The 22,594-nt window shown below is 72.8% G+C and carries 22 protein-coding genes; 12 read left to right on the forward strand and 10 right to left on the reverse strand.

The window, feature by feature from the left end:
* Positions 1–54 precede the first annotated feature (54 nt).
* The 3 genes from tgmA to ACFYNL_RS01610 all read left to right on the forward strand — a co-directional run bounded on the left by tgmA (position 55) and on the right by ACFYNL_RS01610 (position 1,569).
* Entirely contained in the window at positions 55–246 is a 192-nt protein-coding gene (gene tgmA / locus ACFYNL_RS01600) for a putative ATP-grasp-modified RiPP (RefSeq protein WP_388797219.1), read from the forward strand.
* A gap of 14 nt (positions 247–260) precedes the next feature.
* The gene (gene tgmB / locus ACFYNL_RS01605; RefSeq protein WP_388794720.1) at positions 261–1,214 is read left to right on the forward strand and encodes an ATP-grasp ribosomal peptide maturase; all 954 of its coding nucleotides are present in this window, start codon (positions 261–263) and stop codon (positions 1,212–1,214) included.
* 85 nt (positions 1,215–1,299) lie between these two features.
* Positions 1,300–1,569, forward strand: coding sequence for a hypothetical protein (locus ACFYNL_RS01610; protein ID WP_388794722.1), 270 nt, complete (start codon positions 1,300–1,302; stop codon positions 1,567–1,569).
* 95 nt (positions 1,570–1,664) lie between these two features.
* Here ACFYNL_RS01610 and ACFYNL_RS01615 read toward each other — a convergent pair whose 3' ends face one another.
* Both ACFYNL_RS01615 and ACFYNL_RS01620 read right to left on the reverse strand, forming a co-directional pair.
* Complete coding sequence (locus tag ACFYNL_RS01615; protein WP_388794725.1) at positions 1,665–3,593, reverse strand: NlpC/P60 family protein; 1,929 nt, start codon at positions 3,591–3,593, stop codon at positions 1,665–1,667.
* Positions 3,594–3,997: 404 nt separating this feature from the next.
* Positions 3,998–5,056, reverse strand: a complete 1,059-nt coding sequence (locus tag ACFYNL_RS01620; protein ID WP_388794728.1) for an NAD-dependent epimerase/dehydratase family protein — start codon at positions 5,054–5,056, stop codon at positions 3,998–4,000.
* 474 nt (positions 5,057–5,530) lie between these two features.
* Between ACFYNL_RS01620 and paaA the strand changes: the two genes are divergently transcribed.
* Genes paaA through paaE form a run of 5 tightly spaced genes read left to right on the forward strand, consistent with a single transcriptional unit; the run spans position 5,531 to position 9,267 of the window.
* Complete coding sequence (gene paaA, locus ACFYNL_RS01625; RefSeq protein ID WP_388794731.1) at positions 5,531–6,508, forward strand: 1,2-phenylacetyl-CoA epoxidase subunit PaaA; 978 nt, start codon at positions 5,531–5,533, stop codon at positions 6,506–6,508.
* A complete protein-coding gene (gene paaB / locus ACFYNL_RS01630; RefSeq protein ID WP_388794734.1) occupies positions 6,505–6,798 on the forward strand; it encodes a 1,2-phenylacetyl-CoA epoxidase subunit PaaB in 294 nt (97 codons plus the stop codon). The genes paaA and paaB overlap by 4 nt, the downstream gene beginning before the upstream one ends.
* A gap of 10 nt (positions 6,799–6,808) precedes the next feature.
* Complete coding sequence (gene paaC, locus ACFYNL_RS01635; protein ID WP_388794737.1) at positions 6,809–7,636, forward strand: 1,2-phenylacetyl-CoA epoxidase subunit PaaC; 828 nt, start codon at positions 6,809–6,811, stop codon at positions 7,634–7,636.
* 2 nt (positions 7,637–7,638) lie between these two features.
* Positions 7,639–8,151, forward strand: a complete 513-nt coding sequence (gene paaD / locus ACFYNL_RS01640) for a 1,2-phenylacetyl-CoA epoxidase subunit PaaD (RefSeq protein WP_388794740.1) — start codon at positions 7,639–7,641, stop codon at positions 8,149–8,151.
* Complete coding sequence (gene paaE / locus ACFYNL_RS01645) at positions 8,152–9,267, forward strand: 1,2-phenylacetyl-CoA epoxidase subunit PaaE (protein ID WP_388794743.1); 1,116 nt, start codon at positions 8,152–8,154, stop codon at positions 9,265–9,267.
* A 100-nt stretch (positions 9,268–9,367) separates the two neighbouring features.
* Here the strand turns inward: paaE and ACFYNL_RS01650 are convergent, their stop codons facing one another.
* Together ACFYNL_RS01650 and ACFYNL_RS01655 are read right to left on the reverse strand one after the other, a co-directional pair.
* A complete protein-coding gene (locus ACFYNL_RS01650) occupies positions 9,368–11,533 on the reverse strand; it encodes a TerD family protein (protein WP_388794746.1) in 2,166 nt (721 codons plus the stop codon).
* Positions 11,534–11,746: 213 nt separating this feature from the next.
* Positions 11,747–12,139, reverse strand: coding sequence for a DUF5997 family protein (locus ACFYNL_RS01655; RefSeq protein ID WP_388794749.1), 393 nt, complete (start codon positions 12,137–12,139; stop codon positions 11,747–11,749).
* A gap of 256 nt (positions 12,140–12,395) precedes the next feature.
* Here ACFYNL_RS01655 and ACFYNL_RS01660 point away from each other — a divergent pair, with 256 nt between their 5' ends.
* Entirely contained in the window at positions 12,396–13,139 is a 744-nt protein-coding gene (locus ACFYNL_RS01660; RefSeq protein WP_388794752.1) for a LysR substrate-binding domain-containing protein, read from the forward strand.
* Between the two features lie 145 nt (positions 13,140–13,284).
* Here the strand turns inward: ACFYNL_RS01660 and ACFYNL_RS01665 are convergent, their stop codons facing one another.
* Both ACFYNL_RS01665 and ACFYNL_RS01670 read right to left on the reverse strand, forming a co-directional pair.
* Positions 13,285–13,980 (reverse strand): HAD family hydrolase, encoded by a 696-nt coding sequence (locus ACFYNL_RS01665; protein ID WP_388794755.1) that lies wholly within the window; start codon positions 13,978–13,980, stop codon positions 13,285–13,287.
* 19 nt (positions 13,981–13,999) lie between these two features.
* Positions 14,000–14,479, reverse strand: a complete 480-nt coding sequence (locus ACFYNL_RS01670) for an Lrp/AsnC family transcriptional regulator (protein ID WP_388794758.1) — start codon at positions 14,477–14,479, stop codon at positions 14,000–14,002.
* 198 nt (positions 14,480–14,677) lie between these two features.
* Here ACFYNL_RS01670 and ACFYNL_RS01675 point away from each other — a divergent pair, with 198 nt between their 5' ends.
* Both ACFYNL_RS01675 and ACFYNL_RS01680 read left to right on the forward strand, forming a co-directional pair.
* Positions 14,678–16,174: an FUSC family protein gene (locus ACFYNL_RS01675; RefSeq protein WP_388797222.1), complete on the forward strand. Its 1,497-nt coding sequence runs from the start codon at positions 14,678–14,680 to the stop codon at positions 16,172–16,174.
* A 477-nt stretch (positions 16,175–16,651) separates the two neighbouring features.
* Positions 16,652–17,704 carry a lactonase family protein gene (locus tag ACFYNL_RS01680; protein ID WP_388794761.1) on the forward strand — a complete coding sequence of 351 codons (1,053 nt, stop codon included), beginning with the start codon at positions 16,652–16,654 and terminating at the stop codon, positions 17,702–17,704.
* Between the two features lie 66 nt (positions 17,705–17,770).
* Here ACFYNL_RS01680 and ACFYNL_RS01685 read toward each other — a convergent pair whose 3' ends face one another.
* From ACFYNL_RS01685 to ACFYNL_RS01700, 4 genes are all read right to left on the reverse strand, one after another.
* Entirely contained in the window at positions 17,771–18,694 is a 924-nt protein-coding gene (locus ACFYNL_RS01685) for a sirohydrochlorin chelatase (protein ID WP_388794764.1), read from the reverse strand.
* A gap of 129 nt (positions 18,695–18,823) precedes the next feature.
* Complete coding sequence (locus ACFYNL_RS01690; RefSeq protein WP_388794767.1) at positions 18,824–19,855, reverse strand: N-acetylglucosamine kinase; 1,032 nt, start codon at positions 19,853–19,855, stop codon at positions 18,824–18,826.
* On the reverse strand, positions 19,852–20,529 hold the full coding sequence (locus ACFYNL_RS01695) for a uracil-DNA glycosylase (protein WP_388794770.1): 678 nt from the start codon (positions 20,527–20,529) through the stop codon (positions 19,852–19,854). The genes ACFYNL_RS01690 and ACFYNL_RS01695 overlap by 4 nt, the downstream gene beginning before the upstream one ends.
* A gap of 73 nt (positions 20,530–20,602) precedes the next feature.
* A complete protein-coding gene (locus tag ACFYNL_RS01700) occupies positions 20,603–21,688 on the reverse strand; it encodes a WD40/YVTN/BNR-like repeat-containing protein (protein ID WP_388794772.1) in 1,086 nt (361 codons plus the stop codon).
* A gap of 276 nt (positions 21,689–21,964) precedes the next feature.
* Between ACFYNL_RS01700 and ACFYNL_RS01705 the strand changes: the two genes are divergently transcribed.
* On the forward strand, positions 21,965–22,546 hold the full coding sequence (locus ACFYNL_RS01705; RefSeq protein WP_388794775.1) for a hypothetical protein: 582 nt from the start codon (positions 21,965–21,967) through the stop codon (positions 22,544–22,546).
* The last annotated feature ends 48 nt before the right edge of the window (positions 22,547–22,594 follow it).

Consider the following 22,594-nt stretch of genomic DNA (forward strand, 5'->3'; position numbering starts at 1 on the left):
CAAGGAACCCGTAAGGGACGGTAACGCAATCGACTTGCGACCGTGGAGGTTCCAGTGCGCCCGTTCACCCTCAACTACACCCTTCCCGGGGGACTTTCCCAAGCGGTGACGCCGTATCACTTCGACCCGGCCCGCCAGCTGAACGTGCTGCCCGACGGCCGCCCGGCGGTCAGCGACCCGGACCTCCTGCTCGCGGTCGGCACGACGACGTCCACCGCGGGCTCCGCGACCCACTTCGACGACTGACGAACCGGCCGCGAATGACCGTACTGATCCTGACGTCCGAAGAGGACGTGACCGCCGACATGGTGGTGGCCGCCTTGCACGGCACGGGGACGGCCGTGATGCGGCTGGACCCAGCCGACCTGCCGGGCAAGGCCGTGCTGTCCGCCGACTACGCCCACGGGGACTTCGAGGGCCACCTGTCGGTCAACGGCCATGTGCTCAGCATGGGAGGGCTGCGCTCCATCTGGGTGCGCCGGCCCGGCGAACCCGCCGCACACGCCGCGCACGCCTCACCGTGGCTGACCGCCGAGACCCGGCAGGCGCTCTACGGGATGCTCCACTCCGCCGCCGCACGGTGGATGAACCACCCGCGCAACGCCGACCAGGCCCGCCTGAAGCCGTGGCAGTTGCGGGTCGCCCACCTCAGCGGCTTCGCCGTACCGCCGACGGTCTTCACCACGGCACCCCGGCTGGCGCGGGAGTTCGCCGAGGAGCACCGGCAGGTGGTGGTGAAGTCCGCCTCGGGACCGCCGCCGGGTGACGGGCTGACCCTGCCCACCACCCTCGTCGGGCCCGACGCGGACTTCACCGCCGTCGCGGCCGGCCCGGCGCTGCTCCAGCGGTATGTGCCCAAGCGGGCCGACATCCGCCTGACCTGCGTCGGCACCCGGCTGTTCACCGCGCGCAAGACCGCCGAACCCGGCCAGGTCGACGGACGCTACGGCGACACGGGGCACGGCTGGGAGCCGATCCAGGCCCCGGAACGCATCGCCAAGTCGGTGCACGAGTACGTCAACCTCGCCGGACTGGCGTACGCGGCCTTCGACTTCGCCGAGGACGAGGACGGCATCTGGTGGTTCCTGGAGTGCAACCAGGGCGGCCAGTTCGGCTTCGTCGAGCTGGAGACGGGGCTGCCGATCGCGGAGGCGGTCGCCCTGTGGCTCGCCCAGCGCAGGCCCGACCGGCGCGCAGGCGACAGCCGCCGCTGAGCGGTGTCACACCGGCGGTGCGGCCCGCACTCCGTTGAGCAGCGCTGGACCGACACGTGTTCGACGAGCCTCACGAGGGCACGACGTGCCGGGAACAGCGCACCCGGGAGGAAGACCGATCTTCGACGCCCCCGGCGAACTGCGCTTGGACCGCACCCCGAACAAGCACGTCACCTTCGCCTACGGCCCCCACCTCTGCCTCGGCGCCCACCTGGCCCGAGCGGAGATCGGGGCCGTGCTGGCGGGCCTGCGCGACCTCGTGGCGGAGATGCGGCAGACCGGCCCCGCTAAGCCGGTCTCCTCCATCTTCCTCAGCGGCCTCGGGACGCCGCCCCTCGCGCTCAAGGCCGCCTGAGCACCTCTACGCGGCCGGTTCCTCGCGAACGGTTGGGAGGTGCAGCCCGCGCCCACCCCGCCGCGGGGGCCGGGGGGCGACGGACGAGCGGCGGATCAGGCGGGTCGAACCACGCTGTGGATCGCGGACTCCCCGGCGTAGTGCATCGACTCCTCGCGTATGACCGCGCCCGGGCCCGGGGCGTGGATCATCATGCCGTTCCCGGAACAGATGCCGACGTGGCCGGCATGGAAGAGGACCAGGTCGCCGGGCTCGGCGGAGGGGACGGCGATGCCGCGACCGGCGGTGGCCTGCTCCTGCGGGGTGCGCGGGAGCGTGATCCCGGCGGCCTTCCACGCGGCCTGGGTGAGCCCGGCGGCGTCGAACGCCTCCGGACCGGTCGTGCCCCAGACACAGGGCTTGCCGAGCTGGGCCCGCGCGAATTCGAGGGCGCGGGTGGCCCGACTGTCCTGCTGCGCGCTTGAGGGGGCAGGGGCGGGGGCGCCCGCGGTCGGGCCCTGGCCCGCGGTGGAGGTCTGGCTCGTGGTGAGCGGGGGAACGGGCGCGGGAGGGGCGACCGGGGTTTCGGTGGACCGACTCGCCGTGCTGGACCAGGTCGACGTGTCGGCGGCGGTGGGAGCGAGGTCCTCGACCGAGCGCAGGTCCTGCAGCACCTGCCACTGGGTGCCGGTCGAGGACTCGGACGGGGTCGGGGTGGTGCTCCGGGTGTCGAGGGCGGCCGATGTCTGTGTGATGCTCCAGCTTTCGACGGCGGGCGCTTGGGGCGTGGCCCACGGGTCCGCGGGGGAGGCGGAGGAGGCGGGGGTGTTGGTCCAGGTGTCGGTGGCTGGGGTCTGGGTGGTGGTCCAGGTGTCGGGGGCCGGGGCTTGGGTGGTGGTCCAGGTGTCGGCGGGTGTGGCCGGTGTCTCGGTGGTGGCCCATGTGTCTGTGGCCGGTGTCTCGGTGATGGCCCACGTGCCTGTGGCCGGCGTCTCGGCGGTGGCCCACGTGTCCGTGGGCGCAGTCGTGGTGGTCCACGTGTCCGTGGCCGGTGTCTGCGTGGTGGTGGTCCACGTGTCCGCGGCCGGTGTCTGCGTGGTGGTGGTCCACGTGTCCGCGGCCGGTGTCTGCGTGGTGCTCCATGTGTCCGCGGGCAGGGCCGCCACGGAGTCCCAGGTCTGCGAGACCGGAGGTGTCGTCGGTGCGGGCTCGATCGCGGCCGGTGGGTTGGTCCGCTGGGCGGTGTGGGCGGACAGCAGGGCCCGGGCCTGTTCGATCTTGCGCTGGTTCCGCTCCTTGGACGCCTTCAGCGCGGACCGCTGTCGCGACTCGTCCGTCGCCCCGGCCGTCACCTCCGCCGCCCGCTCGACTGACGACGTGGTCGGCGCCGGCAGGGCGAGGGCGGACTGTGTGGTCCGGGAGACCTGGAGGGCCGGGAGAGCCCCGGTGGTCTCCCCGGTGGTCTCCGGCGATGTCTCCGTAGCGGACGGCAGGGCGGCGAGGGGGCCCGCCGTCAGCTCCGCCACGGGTGACGTCCCGGTGGCGGCGGACACCGGCTCGGCGACCGGTGCGGCGGGCAACGCCAGGGCCGGCCGGTCCGACGTGGACCGTCCGAGTTCGGCGAGGTTCCCCGGGGCTCGCTCGGCGGTGCGCGCGGACCGTGGGCCGGAGGGGCGCTCCCCACGCTCCCTCGGCAGGACCGCCGGAACCGTCGGACCCAGCTTCGAGCGGGCCGCGTCGAACCACTGCCGGGCGACGCTGTCGAGCGCGGGGTCACCGCGTCCGGCCTCGTCCTTCCGGGGCGACGCGGCCGGTCCGCGTCCGGCGTCGGCCGGACGGTCGGCGCGCCCCCGCGCCCCCGCCGCCGCGCGGGTGGCGTTGAAGGTGCCGGTGTCGGACTCGGCCTGGTCGTAGAGGGAGCTGACCTTTCGGCTGACCTCCTCGCGGCTCGGCGCTTCGTCCCCGAGGGAGGGGGCGGCGTTGGCCGTCTGCGCGAGGAGGGCCACAGAGGTGAGGGCCGCCGATGCGAGTGCGGAATTGCGCATGCCGGGCAGGCTCAGAGCCCCCGGACCCGCCGTGCGTTCCGGCGCCATGGGCGACGTACTCCTTCCGTGCTCCGCCTACCGGGTCAGCGATGGGGGTCCCCCGGGGCCGTTCAGGCTCCGGGGGAGGGATCGGGCGGTCGTCTCCGGAAGGTGTGCCCTACGGCCCTTGCCCCGAAGGGCGGTTGGGCCGATTCACCCCAAGTTCGGTGGGTCCCCGGCTCGGCTGGCCCGCGTGGGCGCACCGGACTCGGCGGAGGGCGCACGTCCCGGCGGGGTTCGCCGGAGATCGTCGTGCGGCCTGAGCCGTAACCTAACGAACTTGTGTGCCCCGCGTGAAGATTGACGTGTGAAATGTCCGATACGTTTTTGTGACCTTCAACGCTCGGGCGCGGGAATCCTCTGATTCACTTCGCGCTGCGCTGCTTCCGCCACGCCTCGTAGTGATCCAGGACCGTCTGCTCGACGGGGCGGTAGGTGATGCCGAGTTCGCTGACGCTGCGGCTGTTGTCCACCCGGAACCTGATGCCGAGGTGCTTGCGGATGTAGTCCTGCGTCAGGCCGAAGGCCGGGCCCAGGATCCGTACCGGCCAGTGCGGGAGCTCGGTGCGCGGGAGGCGGAGGTCGCGCGGGTACCGGCTCCGGATGATGCGCGCCATGTCGTGAAAGGACGTCATGGTCCGTTCCGCGACGATGTAACGCCCCTTCGCGTCCGGCTTCTCCGCCGCCGCGATGTGCGCGTCGGCCACGTCGCGCACGTCCGCCGTGGTGAAGCTGAAGTCAGGGGCGCCGTAGCAGAAGTAGCCCTTGAACAACTCGTCCAGCAGGAAGAGGCTGCCGGACCGGGAGGCGGGGGTCAGTGAAGGGCCGAGGACCAGGCCGGGGTTGACGGACACCATGCGCCAGCGCTGCTGAGCGGCCTCCGCCTCCCACGCCGCGCGTTCCGCGAGCGTCTTCGCATAGTGGTACGGATTGTTCTCCACCGTGCTGGTGGTGTTGAAGTACCGCTCCGACAGCACGTGGTCGGTCATGTCGAGGACGTCGGTGTAGTCGCCGAAGATCGCGCCGACCGTGGAGGTCAGGACCAGCCTCCGGACCGACGGTGTCCGCTCGATGCCCGCCAGCACATTGCGGGTGCCGAGCAGAGCCGGCTCGACCAGGTCCCGCCGGCCGTCCTTGATCCGCTCCGGCATGAGGAACGGTGACGCTACATGGAACACCACCCGGCAGCCGCTCATCGCCGCGTCGAAGGAGCCCTCGGTCAGCAAGTCCGCCTCGAACAAGGACAGCCGGCCGGGGAACTCCTCGTCCAACTCCCACAGCGGGCGCACCTTGGCGGGGTCGGCGGTGCTGCGCACCGTGGTGCGGACCTCGTAGCCCCGCTCCAGGAGCCGCCTGACCAGATGGCTGCCCACGAAACCGCTGCCACCGGTCACCAGCACGGCCGTCGACCCCTCTGCGCCCACGCTCGCTCCTTGTCCGGTACGGAAGTCGGGCGATCACGCTAGCCGCGTACCGGTCGCATCGCCACGCCACCTTCAAGCGGCCCCGTGAGAACGGCTCGGTGCTGTTCCCCGTCGACGGACCCGACGGCACCTGGGTGCGGTCAGCCTGGTGCGGCGGGGGAGGGGAGGCCCCACCTCGATCCGAAGCCCGCGCCCGAGCCGTCGCACGAGCCCTTTCCGGGCAGCGGTCTCTTTCATATCGCTCGGAATCCCCCGATCGCCCCACGTGTGAGGTGGACCGCCGCCCCCGGCCCGTGAAGCGGCCCAGGTACCCCGGCCGGTGAAACGGCCCAGGTACCCCGGCCCGTGAAGCGGCCCAGGTACCCCACAGGGGTGTCCCGGGCCGTTCTCCTCGGCCCGGAAGGTCTTGCCTCCGCCGGGGGAAACAGGCCACACTGATACCGAACGAATGGTCGGTTGGGGAAGCTGGTACCGATGACGACATCACACGCCGCCGAGGCGCCCCCCGAGGGGCGACTCCAGGAGCACTTCGACGCGACGATCTCGCGCGACCAGCGCATCGAGCCGCGTGACTGGATGCCGGAGGGCTACCGCAAGACGCTGATCCGGCAGATCGCCCAGCACGCTCACTCGGAGATCATCGGCATGCAGCCCGAGGGCGAGTGGATCACCAAGGCCCCGTCGCTGCGCCGCAAGGCGATCCTGTTCGCCAAGGTCCAGGACGAGGCCGGCCACGGGCTCTACCTGTACTCGGCAGCGGAAACCCTCGGCGCCGACCGCGCCGACCTGACGGACCGGCTCGTCGAAGGCCGCCAGAAGTACTCGTCGATCTTCAACTACCCGACCATGAGCTTCGCCGACGTCGGCGTGATCGGCTGGTTCGTGGACGGCGCGGCCATCTGCAACCAGGTGCCGCTGTGCCGCTCCTCGTACGGTCCGTACGCGCGCGCGATGGTGCGGATCTGCAAGGAGGAGTCCTTCCACCAGCGGCAGGGCTATGAGCTGCTGATGACGATGATGCGCGGCACCGAAGCCCAGCGCGAGATGGTGCAGGACGCGGTGAACCGCTGGTGGTGGCCGTCCCTGATGATGTTCGGCCCGCCCGACGACGCCTCGCCCAACTCGGCGCAGTCGATGGCCTGGAAGATCAAGCGGCACAGCAACGACGAACTGCGCCAGCGCTTCGTCGACATGACCGTCCCGCAGGCGCAGAAGCTCGGCGTCACCCTGCCCGACCCGGAGCTGCGCTGGAACGCCGAACGCGGCCACCACGACTTCGGCACCCCCGACTGGGACGAGCTGATGCGGGTCATCAAGGGCGACGGCCCGTGCAACGCCCAGCGGGTGCAGCGGCGCAGAAGCGCCCACGAAGAGGGCGCCTGGGTCCGGGAGGCGGCCACCGCCCACGCGGCCAAGCAGGCCGCCCGTGCGAAGAAGGGAGCGGTGGCATGACCGCCGGGAAGCAGGACTGGCCGCTGTACGAGGTGTTCGTACGGGGCAAGCGCGGGCTCAACCACGTCCACGTGGGCTCGCTGCACGCCGCCGACGACCGGATGGCGCTCACCCACGCCCGCGATCTGTACACCCGGCGCAACGAGGGCGTCTCCATCTGGGTGGTGCGGTCCGAGTACATCACGGCCTCCACCCGCGACGAGAAGGACCCCTTCTTCGCCCCCAGCGCCGACAAGGTCTACCGCCATCCGACCTTCTACGACATCCCCGACGACGTCCCGCACATCTGAAGGAGAGGGCATGAGTGACGACCACGTCTACCTGACCCTCGCCGAGGGACACGAGGACGACACGCGCTGGGCGTACGGCACCGGCTTCGAGGACCCGCTGCACGGCGTCGACACCACCGTGCCCGAGGGCGTCGACACCGGTGAACTGGCCGACCTGTGCGTGTCGTTGGCCGACGACGCCCTGGTCTCGGCCCAGCGCCTGGCCGAGTGGATCACCCGCGCCCCCGAGTTGGAGGAGGAGGTGGCGCTCGCCAACATCGGCCTCGACCTGCTCGGCCAGGCCCGCCTGCTCTACTCCCGGGCCGGCCAGGTCGACGGCACCGGCCGCGACGAGGACGCCTACGCCTACTTCCGCGACGCCGACGAGTTCCGCAACGTACGCCTTGCCGAACTCCCGGACGCGGACTTCGCGTTCTGCGTCGTCCGGCTGCTCGTCCTGTCCAGCTGGCGCCTCGCACACTTCGAGCGGCTGGCGTCGCACCCCGACCCCGTGCTGGCGGCGATCGCCGCGAAGGGCGTCAAGGAGCTGAGCTACCACCGGCAGTACGCCGCCGAGTGGACGGTGCGCCTGGGCGACGGCACGGACGAGTCGCACCGGCGTACGCGCAGGGCGCTGGAGCAGGTCGCCCCGTACGTGGGCGAGTTGTTCACGGCCCACGACGAACGGGACGAGGTCGTCGCGGTCCTCAAGCAGGTCACCGAGGCGGCCGGACTGCCCATGCCCGTCTACCGGCCGCTGCCCGGCTCCGGCCGCGCCGGGGAGCACACCGCGCATCTGGCGCCCCTGCTGGCCGAGTTGCAGGGCGTGGCCCGTGCCCACCCGGAGGCCAGGTGGTGACCATGCCGACCACGCTGTCCGACGCCCGGCGCGCCCGGCACATCGCCGCACAGGTGCCGGACCCCGAGCTGCCCATGCTCACCCTGGCCGACCTGGGCGTCCTGCGGGACGTCACGGCCACCGAGGACGGCACGGTCGTGGCGAGCCTGACGCCGACGTACTCCGGCTGCCCGGCCATGGCCGAGATGCGGGCGGACGTGGCCGCGCGGCTGCGGGACGCCGGATACACGCGCGTGGAGATCCGCACGGTCCTCGACCCGCCCTGGACCAGCGACTGGATCACCCCGGCCGGCCGCCGCAAGCTCGCCGAGCACGGCATCGCTCCGCCCGGCCCCGCACCCCGCGGCGGCGGCCCGGTTCCGCTCGTGCTGTCACCCACCCGGCACGCGGTGAGCTGTCCGCGCTGCGGCTCGGCGGACACCGAGGAGACCTCCCGCTTCGCCGCCACCTCCTGCAAGGCGCTGTGGCGCTGCCGCGCCTGCCGCGAGCCGTTCGAGTACGTCAAGGAGATCTGAATGGAAGGCCTGAGGGAAGCACGGACGGCCGCCGCGGTACCCCCGCGCACCCGCCGCCGTCCGGCCTTCCACACCCTGCGCGTCGCCGCCGTGCAGCCCCTGTGCGCGGACGCGGTCACCGTGAGCTTCGACATCCCCGCGGAGCTGACCGAGGAGTTCGCCTTCGCACCGGGGCAGTCCCTGACGCTGCGGCGCGAGATCGAGGGACGCGACGAACGCCGCTCGTACTCGATCTGCTCACCGGTCGGGACCAGCCCGCGCATCGGCGTCCGGGTCGTGCCCGGTGGCATCTTCTCGTCCTGGCTGGTCAGCGACGTACGCCCCGGCGACATGGTCGAGGTGATGGCCCCGACCGGCGCCTTCACCCCCGACCTCACGGCATCCGGCCACCACGTGCTGATCGCGGCGGGCTCCGGCATCACACCCATGATGTCCATCGCCGAGTCCGTCCTGGCCGCCGACTCCCGCTCGACGGTCACCCTCTTCTACGGCAACCGCCGAACCGACACGGTGATGTTCGCCGACGAGCTCGCCGACCTGAAGGACCTCTACCCGAGCCGCTTCCAGCTCGCCCACGTCCTCTCCCGCGAGCCGCGCGAGGCCGAGGTGCTCTCCGGGCGCATCGACGCCGACCGGCTGTCCGCGCTGATCGACGCGCTGGTCGACGTCACCACCGCCGACCACTGGTGGCTGTGCGGCCCGCACGGCATGGTCCGGGACGCCCAGCGGGTCCTCGGCGGCCTCGGCGTCCCCGACGAGCGGGTGCACCAGGAGCTGTTCTACGCCGACGACGAGCCGGTACGCGAGACGCGCCACGAGGAGAGCGGACCCCAGGGACCCGTCAGCGAGGTCACCATCACCCTGGACGGCCGGTCCACCACCGCGGCCCTGCCCAGGGAGCGGACCATCCTGGAGGGGGCCCAACGCACCCGCCCCGACCTGCCGTTCGCCTGCAAGGGCGGCGTCTGCGGCACCTGCCGGGCCCTGGTCACCGACGGCAAGGCGGACATGCGGCGCAACTTCGCGCTGGAGCCGGGGGAAGTGGACGCCGGCTACGTCCTCACCTGTCAGTCGTACCCGGTGTCGGAGACGCTGACGGTGGACTACGACAGCTGAGCCGCCGAAAGCTTGAGTGGCGAGGAGAGCGAAAGGACTATTTCAAGAAGGAGTTGAGAAGGAAGTCCCTTCATGGCCTCGCCACGGCCGACCCTAACAGTCATGCGGGGATCAGGTCGCGCAGATTTTCGGGGACGACGACCCGCGACCCCGGGTGCAGCCCGTCGGGCCGCTGAAGGCCGATGTAGGTGACGGGACCCTCCGGAACCGTCTCACCGTCCCACAGGGTCGTCGTCGTGGCGTCCATCAGGCCCGTCAGATAGCGCACGGTCAGCTGCTCGCGCTCCACGATGCCGCGCAGCAACGCCGCCACCGACACCTGGTTCGCCTCGACCCGGTTGGCGGCGGGAGCGCCCTTCAGATACAGGTGCAGCCACTTGGCGTGCCACCGGCCGTCGGGACCGCGCCGGAACGCCAGGGGCAGCGCGACCCGGCCCGGACCGCGCAGCCCGGACTTCATCCGGACGGTACGCGGCTCGAACGGCCGGCCCCGCTGCTCCGCCTCGCGCAGCATGAACCCGAAGAACGACTCCTCGACCTCCTCGAACCCCTCCCCGGCGAAGATGTTGACCTGCGGGACGACGAACTCGCCGCGCACCGCGCCCAGACGCAGGTCGATGAACTCCGAGGCACCGCAGGGCGCCTCGGTGATGTCACCGGAATGCTCGCCTTCTAGGTCCTTGAGATTGGTGTACGCCAGCCAGCACACCGTCGCGTAGTCGGCGTCCAGCATCAGCGCCGACAGGTCGTAGTCGGTGCGGTGCCCGGACTGCTTCCAGTACACGAAGAAGCGCAGCAGCTCGCCGTCCACGGGCGACACCGAACCGCGGGGCAGCACGCCGAGCCCGGCCGGTGCCGCCCGGCCGCTGAGCGGCAGCGCGACGTCCAGGACGTCCGGGTCGATCAGCAGATGGCCCGGGTCCGGCAGCCGGCGCCGTATCTCCGCGTCGACCGCGGCGATCAGGCGGTCCCGCTCCGGCGGCAGCACCGGCGGACGCTCGTCCTCGGTGACGTAGGCGCGGCCGAGCCGGTTCACGAACACGCGGGGCTCGCCCGTCTCCTGGGCACGGTTGGCGAGATGTTCGCGCACCGCCAGCAGGACCCGGCCGGAGACGTCGGCCACGACCTCCTCGGCGGCGGCCGCGACCGCGTCGCGCTCCTCCTGGTCCAGCGCCATGCGCAGCAGCCGGTCCAGACAGCGGAACAACTTGCCCGGCGCCGACTTCAAAAGCTTCGCCGCGCCCATGACGTCGTTCATCCCGAGCAGTTCCTCGACCGAACTGTCGAAGGAACGTGCCTGCTTCTCGCCGCGCGCGACGGCGAACACGTCGGCGGCGTGCGGCCACTGCGGGTACTCGTGCGGGTGCAGCCGCTCGCCGAGCCGCTTGAAGTCCTCGCGATGGGCGTGGACGTCCGCCAGCTTGGCGGGTGCGGCGGCGACCACCGCGTCCAGGCCGGCCAGCAGAGCGCGGCGCACCGGACGGGACAGCCCGCGGAACCGGGTCGCCTCCACCAGGGTCACGTCACCACCCGATACCGCGCAGGCCAGCCGCAGCACATCCGTGACCGTGTCCAGCAGCAGCTCCGAACCGGTCCGCAGCCGAGCCCGGTTGAGGACCGCGCGGTTCTCCCGGACCGGTATCTCCGCGGGCTGCGGCCCGTCGGCACACGCCTCGGCGAGCGCCTCCAGGTCACGCAGGGCGTCCTCACCGAGCGGCGTGCTGCTGCCCGCCAACGCCAGGTAGAGGTCGGTCACCTCGTCCTGCGCTTCGCCGCCCAGGTGCAGCACCGTCATCCGGTCGCCCGCCGCAGCGATCAGTTCCTCGTGGTGGTCGAGCAGCTGGGCGTACGTGTGCTGGTAGCGGCCGTACGACGGCAGGGTGAGCAGGTCGACGACGCCGGTGCTCAACTGCTCCAGCACGCTCGGCCGGGTCGCGTCGTCGGCGAGGGCCTCGGCGACGCACCGCGTCCAGAAGTCGTACGTGTCCGGCACGTTGGCCGGGAAGTCGATGAAGTACGCGTTGTGCTGCACATGATCGCCGACCATCTCGCGGACCGTGCGCAGCGTCCTCGCGGCGGTGCCGACGACCGTGCCCTCGGCCAGCCCCGACAGGTGCGCCAGCAGCGGCGCGGAGAGCTTGAAGCCCACCGACATCAGCGCGGCGTCGAACTGCCGTGCAGCGACGGCACCGTCACCGGCGGGTCCGGTAGGGGCGGGGAGACGGTGGGCATGCCGGACGACCAGGGGTTCCAGACGGTGGACCATGCCGGGATGATCCCAGAGCGGGACGCGTGGACGCATGCGCATTTCCGCCCCGAGACCAGGCGTTCGTCATCGGCCGCACCCCTCGGACGCGCGGACTTCGGCCCGGTCACGCTCCTGGAACCGATTCCGCGACGGCCTGGCACGCACCGAACCGTTCGCGGACGGCCCGCGCCGGTAGCGGAACCCGCTGACGCGGACCCGGTGAGGACGGGCTCAGGCGCTCCGGTCCGCGCGCTGCGCGTCCCGCTCCTTGAGGCGGGTCGCCTCCTTGCGGACCTTGGCCTGGGTGGCGCGCTCCTTCTGCAGCCACTCGGGCTGCTCCGCCTTCAGCGTCTCGATCTGCTCGGTGGTGAGCGCTTCCGTGACGCCGCCGCGGGCCAGACCCGCGATCGACACGCCCAGCTTCTGCGCGACGACCGGCCGCGGGTGCGGACCGTTGCGCCGCAGCTCCCGCAGCCACTGAGGCGGGTCCGCCTGGAGCGCGTGCAGCTCGGCACGCGAGACCACACCCTCACGGAACTCGGCGGGGGTGGCCTCGAGGTACACACCCAGCTTCTTCGCCGCGGTGGCGGGCTTCATGGTCTGGGTGCTCTGGTGCGACGTCATGCCGTCCAGGGTAACGACTGCACGAATCCGCCCGCAGATCCGCCCCCGCGGCGAAACCGCAGGCCCGCGCGCCGAACGTAGTCCTACGCCTCACCGGGCGCACCCTGCCCACCACCACGACCGCGACCGCGGGCGCGTCGGCCACGGCCGGTAGCCTGGCCTGGTGACAGGCTCGGAAGTACCCCCGTCGTCCCCGGAAGCAGCCCCTCCAGCCCCGGCGGCACCCCCGTCCTTCCGGCTTGCCTACGTCCCGGGGGTGACCCCCTCGAAGTGGGCGCGGATCTGGGACGAACGCTATCCCGACGTCCCCCTCACTCTTCTGTCGGTGACCGCGGCAGAGGTGGCGGACACGCTCCGTGCCGGTGACGCCGACGCCGGATTCGTACGGCTGCCGGTCGACCGTACGGTCTTCAGCGCGATCCCCCTCTACACCGAGACCACGGTCGTCGTCGTCCCCAAGGACCACGTCGTCGCGGCCGTCGACGAGGTCACCGTCGAGGACCTGGCCGACGAGGTCGTCTTCCACCCCCTCGACGACGTCCTCGGCTGGGAGCGGACCCCGGGGCAGGCCGCCTTCGAGCGCCCCGCGACCACCGCGGACGCCGTCGAACTCGTCGCCGCGGGCGTCGGCCTGCTGGTCGTGCCGCAGTCGCTGGCGCGGCTGCACCACCGCAAGGACCTCACCTACCGGCCGCTGGTCGACGCCCCCCAGTCGAGTGTCGCGCTGTCCTGGCCGGAGGAGGCCACCACCGACCTGGTCGAGGACTTCATCGGGATCGTCCGCGGCCGCACGGTCAACAGCACCCGGGGCCGCACCCCGTCCCAGCCCCAGGCCGCGGCGGAGCAGCCGAAGCGCAGACGACCCGAGGGCGCCGGCAGCCCGCGCCGGCAGTCCGGAACCGGTCGCGGCCAACGCGGCGGCTCGGGCGGCGCCAAGGGCGGGCAGGGAGCGAAGGGCGCGAAGGGCGTACGGCGAGGCAAGCCACGCCGCCGGTCGTAGCGGCCGTCCGCCCCGGCCCCCGATCACCCACGCGTTCACGGCGGACGGCAACACCGAGACCAGCGCACCACGCGCCACCAGCCCACCCTTGCCGCTGAACGGCGCCCCGGGCCGGGGCGGCGGGGGTGCGGGGGTGGTGGGAGGGTCAGCGAGGCGGCGCCGAACGCAGGAGCCAGTCGTACGCGCCTTGTGCCGTGAACTCGCCCTGCCCGCCCGGCAGCAGCAGACCGGCCGTCGCGAACTCCGGGGCGTCCGCCTGCGCGGCCACGTAGGGAACCGCGATGCACCGCATCCCCGCGGCGTGCGCCGCGGCGGCGCCCGGGGCCGCGTCCTCCACGACCACGCAGTCGCCGGGTGCCGCGCCGAGCCGACGGGCCGCCTCCAGGAAGATGTCGGGCGCCGGCTTTCCCCGCTCGACCTCCTCGGCCGAGACGACGGTGCGCAGGTGGGCGTCCAGGCCCGTACCGGCGAGGATCGCCGCGATGGCCTCGTGCGACGAACCCGACGCCACGGCCATCGGTACGGCCTCCGAGGCCAGCAGTTCCACGAACGCGCGCATCTCGGGGTGCGCGCGTGTGCCGGCGCGGGCCAGTTCCAGATAGCGGCGGTTCTTGGCGGCGAGCAGTTCGTCGACGGAGGCCCGCAGGGCGTAATCCCGCTTCCAGGCCGTCACCGTCTCCAGGGTGCTGATGCCCACGTACCGCTCGTGATCCGTCCATGCGAAGTCGGGAACCCCGTGCTCGGCGAGGACCTGGCGGCCGGCCTCGAAGTAGTGGGGCTCGCTGTCCACGAGCGTGCCGTCGAGATCGAAGATGACCGAGATGCCGCTGAGACCGCTCATGGCCCCAGCATGTCAAAGGTCATTTCCGTGCCGCCGCCCGCCCGAGCGACTCCACCAGGGGCAGCAGCCGGTGCGGGACGCGTTCGCGCAGGGCCACCTCGGTACGGGTGCGGACCACGCCGGGGAGGCTGATCAGCTTCTGGATCACATCCTCCAGGTGGGCGTTGTCACGGGCCACCACGCGGGTCAGCAGATCCCCGCCACCCGTGATCGAGAAGGCCTCGACGATCTCCGGTACGGCGGCCAGCGCGTCGCCGACGTCGTCGAGGTGGCCCTGGGTGACCTCGATGTGCACGAAAGCCAGCACCGGATGGCCGAGGGCGGCGGGGGAGAGAGCGGGGCCCGTGCCGGTGATCACACCGTCCCGTTCCAGCCGGTCCAGCCTGGCCTGAAGGGTTCCGCGCGCGACACCGAGGATGCGGGCGTACTCCCGCACGCTCGTACGGGGCCGCTCCAGCAGCAGCCGCAGGATGCGGGTGTCGAGCTCGTCCACGGCCATGCCGTCCGGTCTCCTCGTCCGTTGGCTCTCCTGTGACCGCCTTGAGGCGGCCTGCGCTGTACCAATGGACCAGTCTAGAAGGAGCCGCTTGAGCCAGTGGCGGTGGTGATGCTGATATGGAGGCGTCGATGGCGCTGCGGACCCCGCGGCGCCTTTTTCATGTCGGTTTCCAGCCAGAGTGCGAGGGGGCGGTAAGTGGTGCTGAAGAGGGTGTTCATGGCTCCGGATCCGGGGCGGACGCGGCTGCGGTTCGCCCTGCGGGCCGTCCTCGGCATCGGCGCGGCGGTCGCGGTCTGCGGCCTCGCCGGACACTCCCTCGTGGGCGCCGTCACCGGTGGCCTCGCCGCGCTGCTCGCCATGTTCACCGTCACCGACGCCACGGTCCGCGGGCAGGCGGTCACCACCGCGCTGCTGCCGCTCGTCGGCCTCCCCGTCCTCGCGGCGGCGGCCGAGCTCCACGACCACCCCGTCGCCCGCGACCTCACCTTCCTCGCCGTCGTCGGGGCCGGCGTGTACGCCCGCCGCTGGGGGCCGCGCGGCCACAGCCTCGGTGTGTTCGCGTTCATGACCTTCTTCGTGGCGCAGTTCCTGCAGGCGACCCCGGGGCAGCTCCCCGAGCTCTACGCCGCGGTCCTGCTGTCCCTGCTCACCGCTGCCGTGGTGCGCTTCGGGCTGTGGTGCTACGAGCGCCGCACGCCCCCGGCGCCCGTGCCCGCACCGCCGGGCGGCAGCGGCCTCGCCCGGGTCACCACGCGCCAGGCCGTCCAGGCCACCGCCGGTGCGGGCTTCGCCCTGGTGGTGGGGCAGCTGGTATCGGGGCAGCGCTGGTACTGGGCCGTCGGCGCCACGTGGTGGATCTTCGTCAACACCACCTCGCGCGGCGAGACCCTGGTCCGCGGCTTCCGCCGGGTCCTCGGCACGGTGATCGGCATCGGACTCGGCCTGCTCGTCGCCGTCCCCTTGCAGGGGGCGGGCCTCCCGACGGCCGTGCTCCTGACCGTCTGCGTCTTCGGCATCTTCTACACGGCGGCCGTGTCGTACACCTGGATGATGCTCTGCGTCACGGTGCTCGCCGAGCTCCTCTACGGCCTCCTGGGCGTGCTCGACCCCGCCCTGCTGGCGCTGCGGCTGGCCGAGACCGGTGTCGGAGCGCTCGGCGCCGTGCTCGCGGTGCTGTTCGTGCTGCCCGTCACCACGCATGCCATCACCGACGCCTGGATCCAGCGGGCCCTGCGCTGTGTCCACGCGGCCACCGCCGAGGCCGCCGCCCGCATCGCCGGCGACGGCACCGCCGACCCGGCCGCGCGCGTGGCCGAGCTGGAGCAGTTGCTCGGCCGGGTACGGCTCTCCGTCGCGCCGCTCGTCCACCCGCTGAACCCCATGCCGGCCCGCAAGCGCCGGGCCCGTCGTGTGCTGGCCCTGCTCGACGACTGCGCCCGGGAGATCCGCGGCCTGGTCGCCGTCGCCGCCGACCCGGAGGCCTCGCACGACGCCCGCCTGGCCGCCGCCTGCTGGCGCGTCGAGGCCGCCGTCGAGGCGCTGACCGGCGGCACGGACGTCACCGTCCCCACGGACCGGCCGACGGCGTCGCACCCCGCCCTCGCCCACCTGCACGGCCTGGAACGGGCCTTGGCCGAACTGGCCCAGCCCCTGCGCACGCCGACCGGATCGCCCCTGGTCGGCGTGGGGGAGTGAGGCCGCAGCCGCGCCCTCGCCGCCAAGGTCGCGGCCGACGTGCCGACTCGGCGCCCGAGGGGTGATCCATCCTCGGCACGCCCCGGAGGACGGTCGGTGACGACGGCGCTGCCGGCGCCCCTCGCGGGACAGTGCGCTCCGGCCCGGTCGCCGTCGGGTAGCCGCCCGGCCCCCACCTCCAGGTTCCTTCGAGGAGTGGAAGGCCGGGGTGCCGCCGTCCACGCCCGTGCCGATGAACGGCGGCATGCGAGCCGATCGGTGCGCGGCCCGCGGGTGGTTTCCGGGGGAGGGCGCGGGACCCGGCCGCCCGGCCCCTGCCCCGGGAGACCCTCCGGGCACCGCAGGACCAGCGGTGTCCGGCCAGGGGGAGGCACTGCCGGCGGAGCCACGGAACTCTTCTCGGCCGACTTGGTCTAGACCGATGGCCGTTCGCTGCTACCGTCACCGCCGACGGCACCCGACCGGAAGGGGACAGCGGTGGCAGACGCAGGCAGGCGGGGCACACGGGCCTACATCGGATCGTTCACGGCGGCCGGCGGCCGGGGCATCACCACGGCATCCGTGGCCCCGGGCAGCGGCGCGCTGACCGTACTCGGCAGCGTGGCCGACGTACCCGACCCCGCGTACCTGGCCCTGTCGCCCGACGGCGACACGCTCTACGCCGTCAGCGAGACGGCCGAGGGCACCGTGGCCGCGTACCGCGTGGGCGCGGACACGTCGGAGCTCGCGGGGCCGCCGGTGCCGGTGGGCGGCAGCGGGCCCGTGCACCTCAGCCTGTTCGACGGTCACATCCTGACCGCCAACTACGGATCCGGCAGTGTCACCGCCGTCCCCGTCCGCCCCGACGGCACCCTGACGGACGCCCCGTCGGCCGTCCTGCGGCACACCGGCTCCGGCCCGCACACGCCCCGCCAGCTGGGCCCGCACCCCCATCAGGTGCTGCCCGCGCCAGGGGGCCGCTGGGCTGTCGGCGTCGACCTCGGCACCGACTCGGTGCGGGTCTACACGTCGGCCGGGAACACCCTCGAAGTCCACCGCGAGATCGCCCTGCGGCCCGGCTCGGGCCCACGCCACCTCGCCTTCCACCCCTTCGCCCCCTACGCCTACGTCCTCAACGAACTCACCCCCACGGTCACCGTCTGCCACTGGGACGCCGACGACGGCACGCTGAAGCCCCTCGCCGAGACACCGGTGCTCTCGGGCCCCCCGGACGGCGACGCCTACCCGTCGGGGATCGTCGCCTCACCCGACGGCCGCTTCGTTCGGACCGCGATCCGCGGCGAGGACGTGCTGTCGACGTTCGCCGTCGAGGGCGAGGAACTGCGGCTGACGGGAACCGTCACCTGCGCCGGCCACTGGCCCCGCGCGATCACCGAGTCCGAAGGGTTCCTGTACGTCGCGAACGAGCGCTCCGGTGACGTGTCCTGGTTCGCCCTGGACCCGGACACCGGACTTCCGCGCTACGAGGGCTCGATCGAGGTCCCAGCCGCGGCCTGCGTGGTCATCGGCCCGGAGCCGGCCAGGACGTGACCGTACGCCGAGGGGCCCGCTCCGGTGTGGAGCGGGCCCCTCGGCATGACGGCTGCGACGTGCGGGTCAGCGCACCGAAGTGCCCTGCGGCTGCTGCGGGGCGATGCCCAGAGCCGTCGTGTACTTGGACAGCGCGAGCTTGCCGATCGCCGGGTAGGGGCCGAGCGCCTCGGCGGCGGAGCAGCCGGCCTCCCGGGCGGCCTCCGCGATCAGGCTCGGGTCGATCTCCGGCCCTATCAGGTACGGCGCCAGCGCCAGCTGCTGCGAGCCGGAGGAGCGCAGCTGCTCGGCGACGGCCGTGATCGAGCCCTCCTGGTCGAGGGCCGCCGCCATCACCGGCACGGCCAGGCGCGCGGCGAGCAGCATGCCGGTGATCCCGGCCGCCTGCACGGCCTCCTCGCCGCCGACGGAGGCCAGGACGATGCCGTCCGCAGCGGTCGCCACGGTGAACAGCCGCGCGCGGTCGGCGCGGGCCAGACCGGCCTCCGACAGACGCACGTGCAGCGCCTCCGCGAGCAGCGGGTGCGGGCCCAGCACATCGGTCAGGTCGGCCGCGACCCGGCTGTCCATCACGGCCTGGCGGATGACGCGCAGCAGCGCGCTGTCCGGGCCGGCGAGCAGCGGCACCACGACGGCGACGGGACCCTCGGGCTCCTTGGCCTCCACACCCGCGGCGAGCGCCTGCTCGTAGCGGGCGATGCGCTCCTCCGCGCCGTGCACCAGCACGGACTGGAGCGTGGGGAACTCCACGTCGTCGCCGTCGACGTACCCGATCCGGGCGTCAAGGCCGGGGAGCTCGGAACGTGCGATGCTCACGACCTCCTCGGCGAGGCCGCGGGTGGCGGCGCTCGGCGTGCCCGGCACCGCGAGAACGAGCGCGGGCGCGCCCTCGGGAGCCGCCAGCGGCTCGGGTCGGCGGTGCCGCCCGGGCTGGCGGGGGCGCGGCATTCGTACTGGCAGGCCGGACGCGGGCCCAGTGGGGGAGCTCATGGCGCCGCATGTTACTGGTTTCTTGGGCTCCCCTGTTCGGGGAGGGTGCAGGTGAGCGGTATCCGTCCGGTTTTGTCTGATGAGTTACGTGCGGTTCAGAACCGATCAACGTATGGGGATCAGTCCGTTTTATCTGTCACCCGTTCGGGTCAGTACGCAGAGCAGTGCCTCGTCACCCGGCAGTGTCAGCGATCCGGCCGCCAACTCGGTCGCGATGTCCACCGCCCCCGCCAGCGGATCCCCGGCGGCGGGCACCCGTCGCGCCCGCGGCAGCAGTGCGGACAGCTCTTCCTCCAAGGGCGCGAGAAGAGGTGCGCCGATCTTGAACAGGCCACCGGTGAGCGCGACTTGGGGCTCACCCTCGGTGGGGCACACGGCGGCCACCGTCTCGGCCATGTGCCGAGCGGCGGTGCGCAGGATGCCCGCGGCGACCGGGTCGCTGCCGGCGCGGGCGGCCACATGGGGCGCGAAGGAGGCGAGGACGGCCGCCCGGTCCGGACGGGGATAGAGCTTGCCGGGCAAGCCCCGCACGGGACCGAACACCTCCTCGGCGCGGGCCAGCAGCCCGGTCGACCCGCCGGGCCGCCCGTCGTGGGCCCGCAGCGCCGCCTCCAGCCCGGCCCGCCCGATCCAAGCACCGCTGCCGCAGTCGCCGAGCAGATGCCCCCAGCCGTCCGCACGGCGCCAGCGCGTCAGGTCGGTGCCCAGCGCCACCAGGCCCGTACCGGCGGCGAGCACGGCACCGGGACGGGAACCGAGGGCACCGACATAGGCGGTGACGGCGTCGGCGGCCAGCGCGAGGCGGCCGACGCCGAACTCCCGCTCCAGGGCGTGCGGCAGTTCGGCGCGCAGGGCATCACCCAGCGAGGCGAGTCCGGCGGCACCCAGCGCCGCCGCACCCAGCCGGGCGACACCCGCCTCGGCCATCGACGCCCGCACCAGAGGCACCAGTTGCTCCATCAGATGCCCGGGATCGATGCCCCGCTCGCCGGTACGCACCGGCTCGGGGGACTCCCGCCGGGCAGCCGCACCACGACCGACGGTGCCGACGGCCACCCGCAGGCCGGATCCTCCCGAGTCGACGGCGAGGAACCCGAGGGCCGTGTCCACCGGCCCCACGGCTGCTTCGGCCCCGGCCACCCGGCCCGGGACGCCGGTCATGGCAGGCGCCAGTCCACCGGCTGTCCTCCCTGCTGCATCAGCAGGTCGTTGGCCCGGCTGAAGGGGCGGGAACCGAAGAAGCCGCGGTCGGCGGACATGGGCGAGGGGTGGGCCGACTCCACCGACGGGAGGTTGCCGAGCAGCGGCCGCAGGTTGCGGGCGTCGCGGCCCCACAGGATCGACACCAGCGGCTTGCCGCGTCCGGCCAAGGCGCGTATGGCCTGTTCGGTGACCTCCTCCCAGCCCTTGCCGCGATGGGCGCCGGGCTTGCGCGGGGCCGTGGTGAGCGCCCTGTTGAGCAGCAGCACACCCTGGCGGGTCCATGGCGTCAGATCGCCGTTGGACGGCTGCGGCAGCCCGAGGTCGGTGTTCAGCTCACGGTAGATGTTGACGAGGCTGCCGGGCAGCGGGCGGACGTCCGGCGCGACCGAGAACGACAGGCCCACGGCATGCCCCGGGGTCGGATAGGGGTCCTGACCGACGATCAGGACCCTCACCTCGTCGAAGGGCTGCTGGAAAGCCCGCAGGACGTTCGCTCCGGCCGGGAGATAGGTGCGCCCCGCGGCGATCTCCGCACGCAGGAAGTCGCCCATCGCGGCGATCCGTTCGGCAACGGGTTCCAGGGCCTTCGCCCAGCCCGGTTCGACGATTTCATGCAAGGGTCGTGGTGGCACGGGCGTCACCCTACTGCCGTGCCGGCGGCCGCGATCAACCGGTGGCCGAGGCGGGCCCGTAAGCAGAGACGGCTCATCCGACCACCGCGGCCCTCACGCACAGCACGTCCGGCAGATGCGAGGCCAACTGCCGCCAGCTGTCGCCGTCGTCCGCCGACGCGAACACCTCGCCGTTGCGATTGCCGAAGTACACGCCCGCCGGGTCCGCGTCGTCCGTGCACATCGCGTCACGCAGCACCGTGCCGTAGTGGTCGCCCTGGGGCAGTCCCGCCGACAGCGGCTCCCAGCTCTTGCCCGCGTCCGCCGTACGGAACACGCGGCACCGCCGGTCGGCCGGTACCCGGTCCGAGTCCGCGTTGATGGGAAAGACGTACGCCGTCTCGCCGCGGTGCGGGTGCGTGGCCGCGGCGAAGCCGAAGGTGGACGGCAGACCCTCACCGATGTCCGTCCAGTGCGCGCCGGCGTCGTCGCTGCGGTACACGCCCCAGTGGTTCTGGAGATAGAGACGGTCCAGATTCACCGCGTCCTGCGCGATCTTGTGCACGCACTGGCCGAACTCCGGGTTCGGATCCGGCAGGAACACCGCCGAGACACCGGAGTTGGCGGGCTCCCAGCTCGCTCCGCCGTCGGCCGTCCGGAACACCCCGGCGGTCGAGACGGCGACCGTCACGGCGCGCGGGTCCCGCCTGTCGGTGACCACGGTGTGCAGTCCCTCCCCGCCACCGCCCGGCACCCACTTGGAGCGCGTGGGATGCTCCCACAGCGGCCGTACCAGTTCGAAGGACTCGCCGCGGTCCTCGGAGCGGTACAGCGCGGCCGGTTCCGTGCCCGCGTAGACCACGTCCGGCTCCGCGGCCGCCGGGTGCAGCTGCCACACCCGCTCCAGCGAAGCCTCGGTGTCCTTGGGGAACTTGACGGCCGGACGGGCGGGCTCGGTCCAGGTCCGGCCCAGGTCGTCGGAGTGGAACACGGACGGGCCCCAGTGCGCGCTGTCGCCGCCGGCCAGCAGCCGCGGTCGCTCGCCCCTGGTGTCGATGGCGACCGAGTACACGGCCTGCGCGTTGAAGTAGGGGCTTTCGTCGAACTCCCAGGTGCCACCTCGCCTTCGCCCGATGAACAGTCCCTTGCGCGTGCCCACGGCGAGCAGTACCTCGGTCATGCCGATCACCTCCGCGACGTCCTTGTCCCAGACACCGGCCAGTCTGCACCCCGGCACTGACAGTCACCCCCGCAATGGCTTGCGTCGCAGGTCAGCGCGGCGGTGATAGACCGCTGCCGGGAGCCGCGAGGCGCTTTCCCCGAGACGCCCGCGAGGCCCGCAGGACGCGTGGCCCGTCGACGCCGGGTAGATGCCGTGAGCATCCAGCGGCCGTCCGCCGTATGGGAGGGCGAGTCCATCCGGCAGGTTCGTGCGCGCATGAGGAGGAAGCCTTCGATGGCGTTCCGAGGTCCGAAGGTGTGGCTGTGGCGGTGGCGGCGCAACCCGCTCAAGCGCCGGGCCGACGCGGTGGAGGCCTGGGTGCTGCTCGCCGCGTGGGCACTCACCCTCCTCACCGGGGTGTTCACCGGCCTCGCGACGGCCGACACGGTGGAACGGGGGATGGCCCGGGAGCGAGTCGAGTGGCGGCCCGTCGTCGCCCTGCTCAGCGAGCAGGCGCCGGGCACCTCGCGCCCCGGCACGCCGAGCGGCGCGAGCGTGTGGGCGAAGGTCCGCTGGAGCACGCCCGACGGCGCCTCGCACACCGGCCAGGCCCGAGTCCGGCCCGGTAGTGGCGTCGGCACACCGGTCACCGTCTGGACGGATGCCCAGGGCCGCCTCGTGACCAGGCCCGCCACCGAGTCGGAGGCCCGTTCACGCGCCGCCCTGGTCGGTGGCCTGGTCGGCGTGTTCGCGGCGTCCGTGCCCTTCGTCGGCGGCCGGGCCCTGCGCAGCCGCCTGGAGAGCCGCCGTATCGACCAGTGGGGCTACGAGTGGGCGCGGTTCGGACCGCTGTGGGGTGGGCGCACCCCGGGGTGACGGGTGTGCGGGGGCGGGCGGCGGCCCGTACGGAGGCCGACGGCCGCC

Origin of the sequence: Streptomyces sp. NPDC007808, assembly GCF_042868655.1 — a bacterium.
Classification (GTDB): Bacteria; Actinomycetota; Actinomycetes; order Streptomycetales; family Streptomycetaceae; genus Streptomyces.

Bases quoted from the DNA above. Each gene is read 5' to 3' on its own strand.
- tgmB (WP_388794720.1), top strand. From the start codon at position 261: ATGACCGTACTGATCCTGACGTCCGAAGAGGACGTGACCGCCGACATG.
- ACFYNL_RS01615 (WP_388794725.1), bottom strand. From the start codon at position 3,593: ATGCGCAATTCCGCACTCGCATCGGCGGCCCTCACCTCTGTGGCCCTC.
- paaA (WP_388794731.1), top strand. From the start codon at position 5,531: ATGACGACATCACACGCCGCCGAGGCGCCCCCCGAGGGGCGACTCCAG.
- paaB (WP_388794734.1), top strand. From the start codon at position 6,505: ATGACCGCCGGGAAGCAGGACTGGCCGCTGTACGAGGTGTTCGTACGG.
- paaC (WP_388794737.1), top strand. From the start codon at position 6,809: ATGAGTGACGACCACGTCTACCTGACCCTCGCCGAGGGACACGAGGAC.
- paaD (WP_388794740.1), top strand. From the start codon at position 7,639: ATGCCGACCACGCTGTCCGACGCCCGGCGCGCCCGGCACATCGCCGCA.
- paaE (WP_388794743.1), top strand. From the start codon at position 8,152: ATGGAAGGCCTGAGGGAAGCACGGACGGCCGCCGCGGTACCCCCGCGC.
- ACFYNL_RS01650 (WP_388794746.1), bottom strand. From the start codon at position 11,533: ATGGTCCACCGTCTGGAACCCCTGGTCGTCCGGCATGCCCACCGTCTC.
- ACFYNL_RS01655 (WP_388794749.1), bottom strand. From the start codon at position 12,139: ATGACGTCGCACCAGAGCACCCAGACCATGAAGCCCGCCACCGCGGCG.
- ACFYNL_RS01665 (WP_388794755.1), bottom strand. From the start codon at position 13,980: ATGAGCGGTCTCAGCGGCATCTCGGTCATCTTCGATCTCGACGGCACG.
- ACFYNL_RS01670 (WP_388794758.1), bottom strand. From the start codon at position 14,479: ATGGCCGTGGACGAGCTCGACACCCGCATCCTGCGGCTGCTGCTGGAG.
- ACFYNL_RS01685 (WP_388794764.1), bottom strand. From the start codon at position 18,694: ATGAGCTCCCCCACTGGGCCCGCGTCCGGCCTGCCAGTACGAATGCCG.
- ACFYNL_RS01690 (WP_388794767.1), bottom strand. From the start codon at position 19,855: ATGACCGGCGTCCCGGGCCGGGTGGCCGGGGCCGAAGCAGCCGTGGGG.
- ACFYNL_RS01700 (WP_388794772.1), bottom strand. From the start codon at position 21,688: ATGACCGAGGTACTGCTCGCCGTGGGCACGCGCAAGGGACTGTTCATC.
- ACFYNL_RS01705 (WP_388794775.1), top strand. From the start codon at position 21,965: ATGGCGTTCCGAGGTCCGAAGGTGTGGCTGTGGCGGTGGCGGCGCAAC.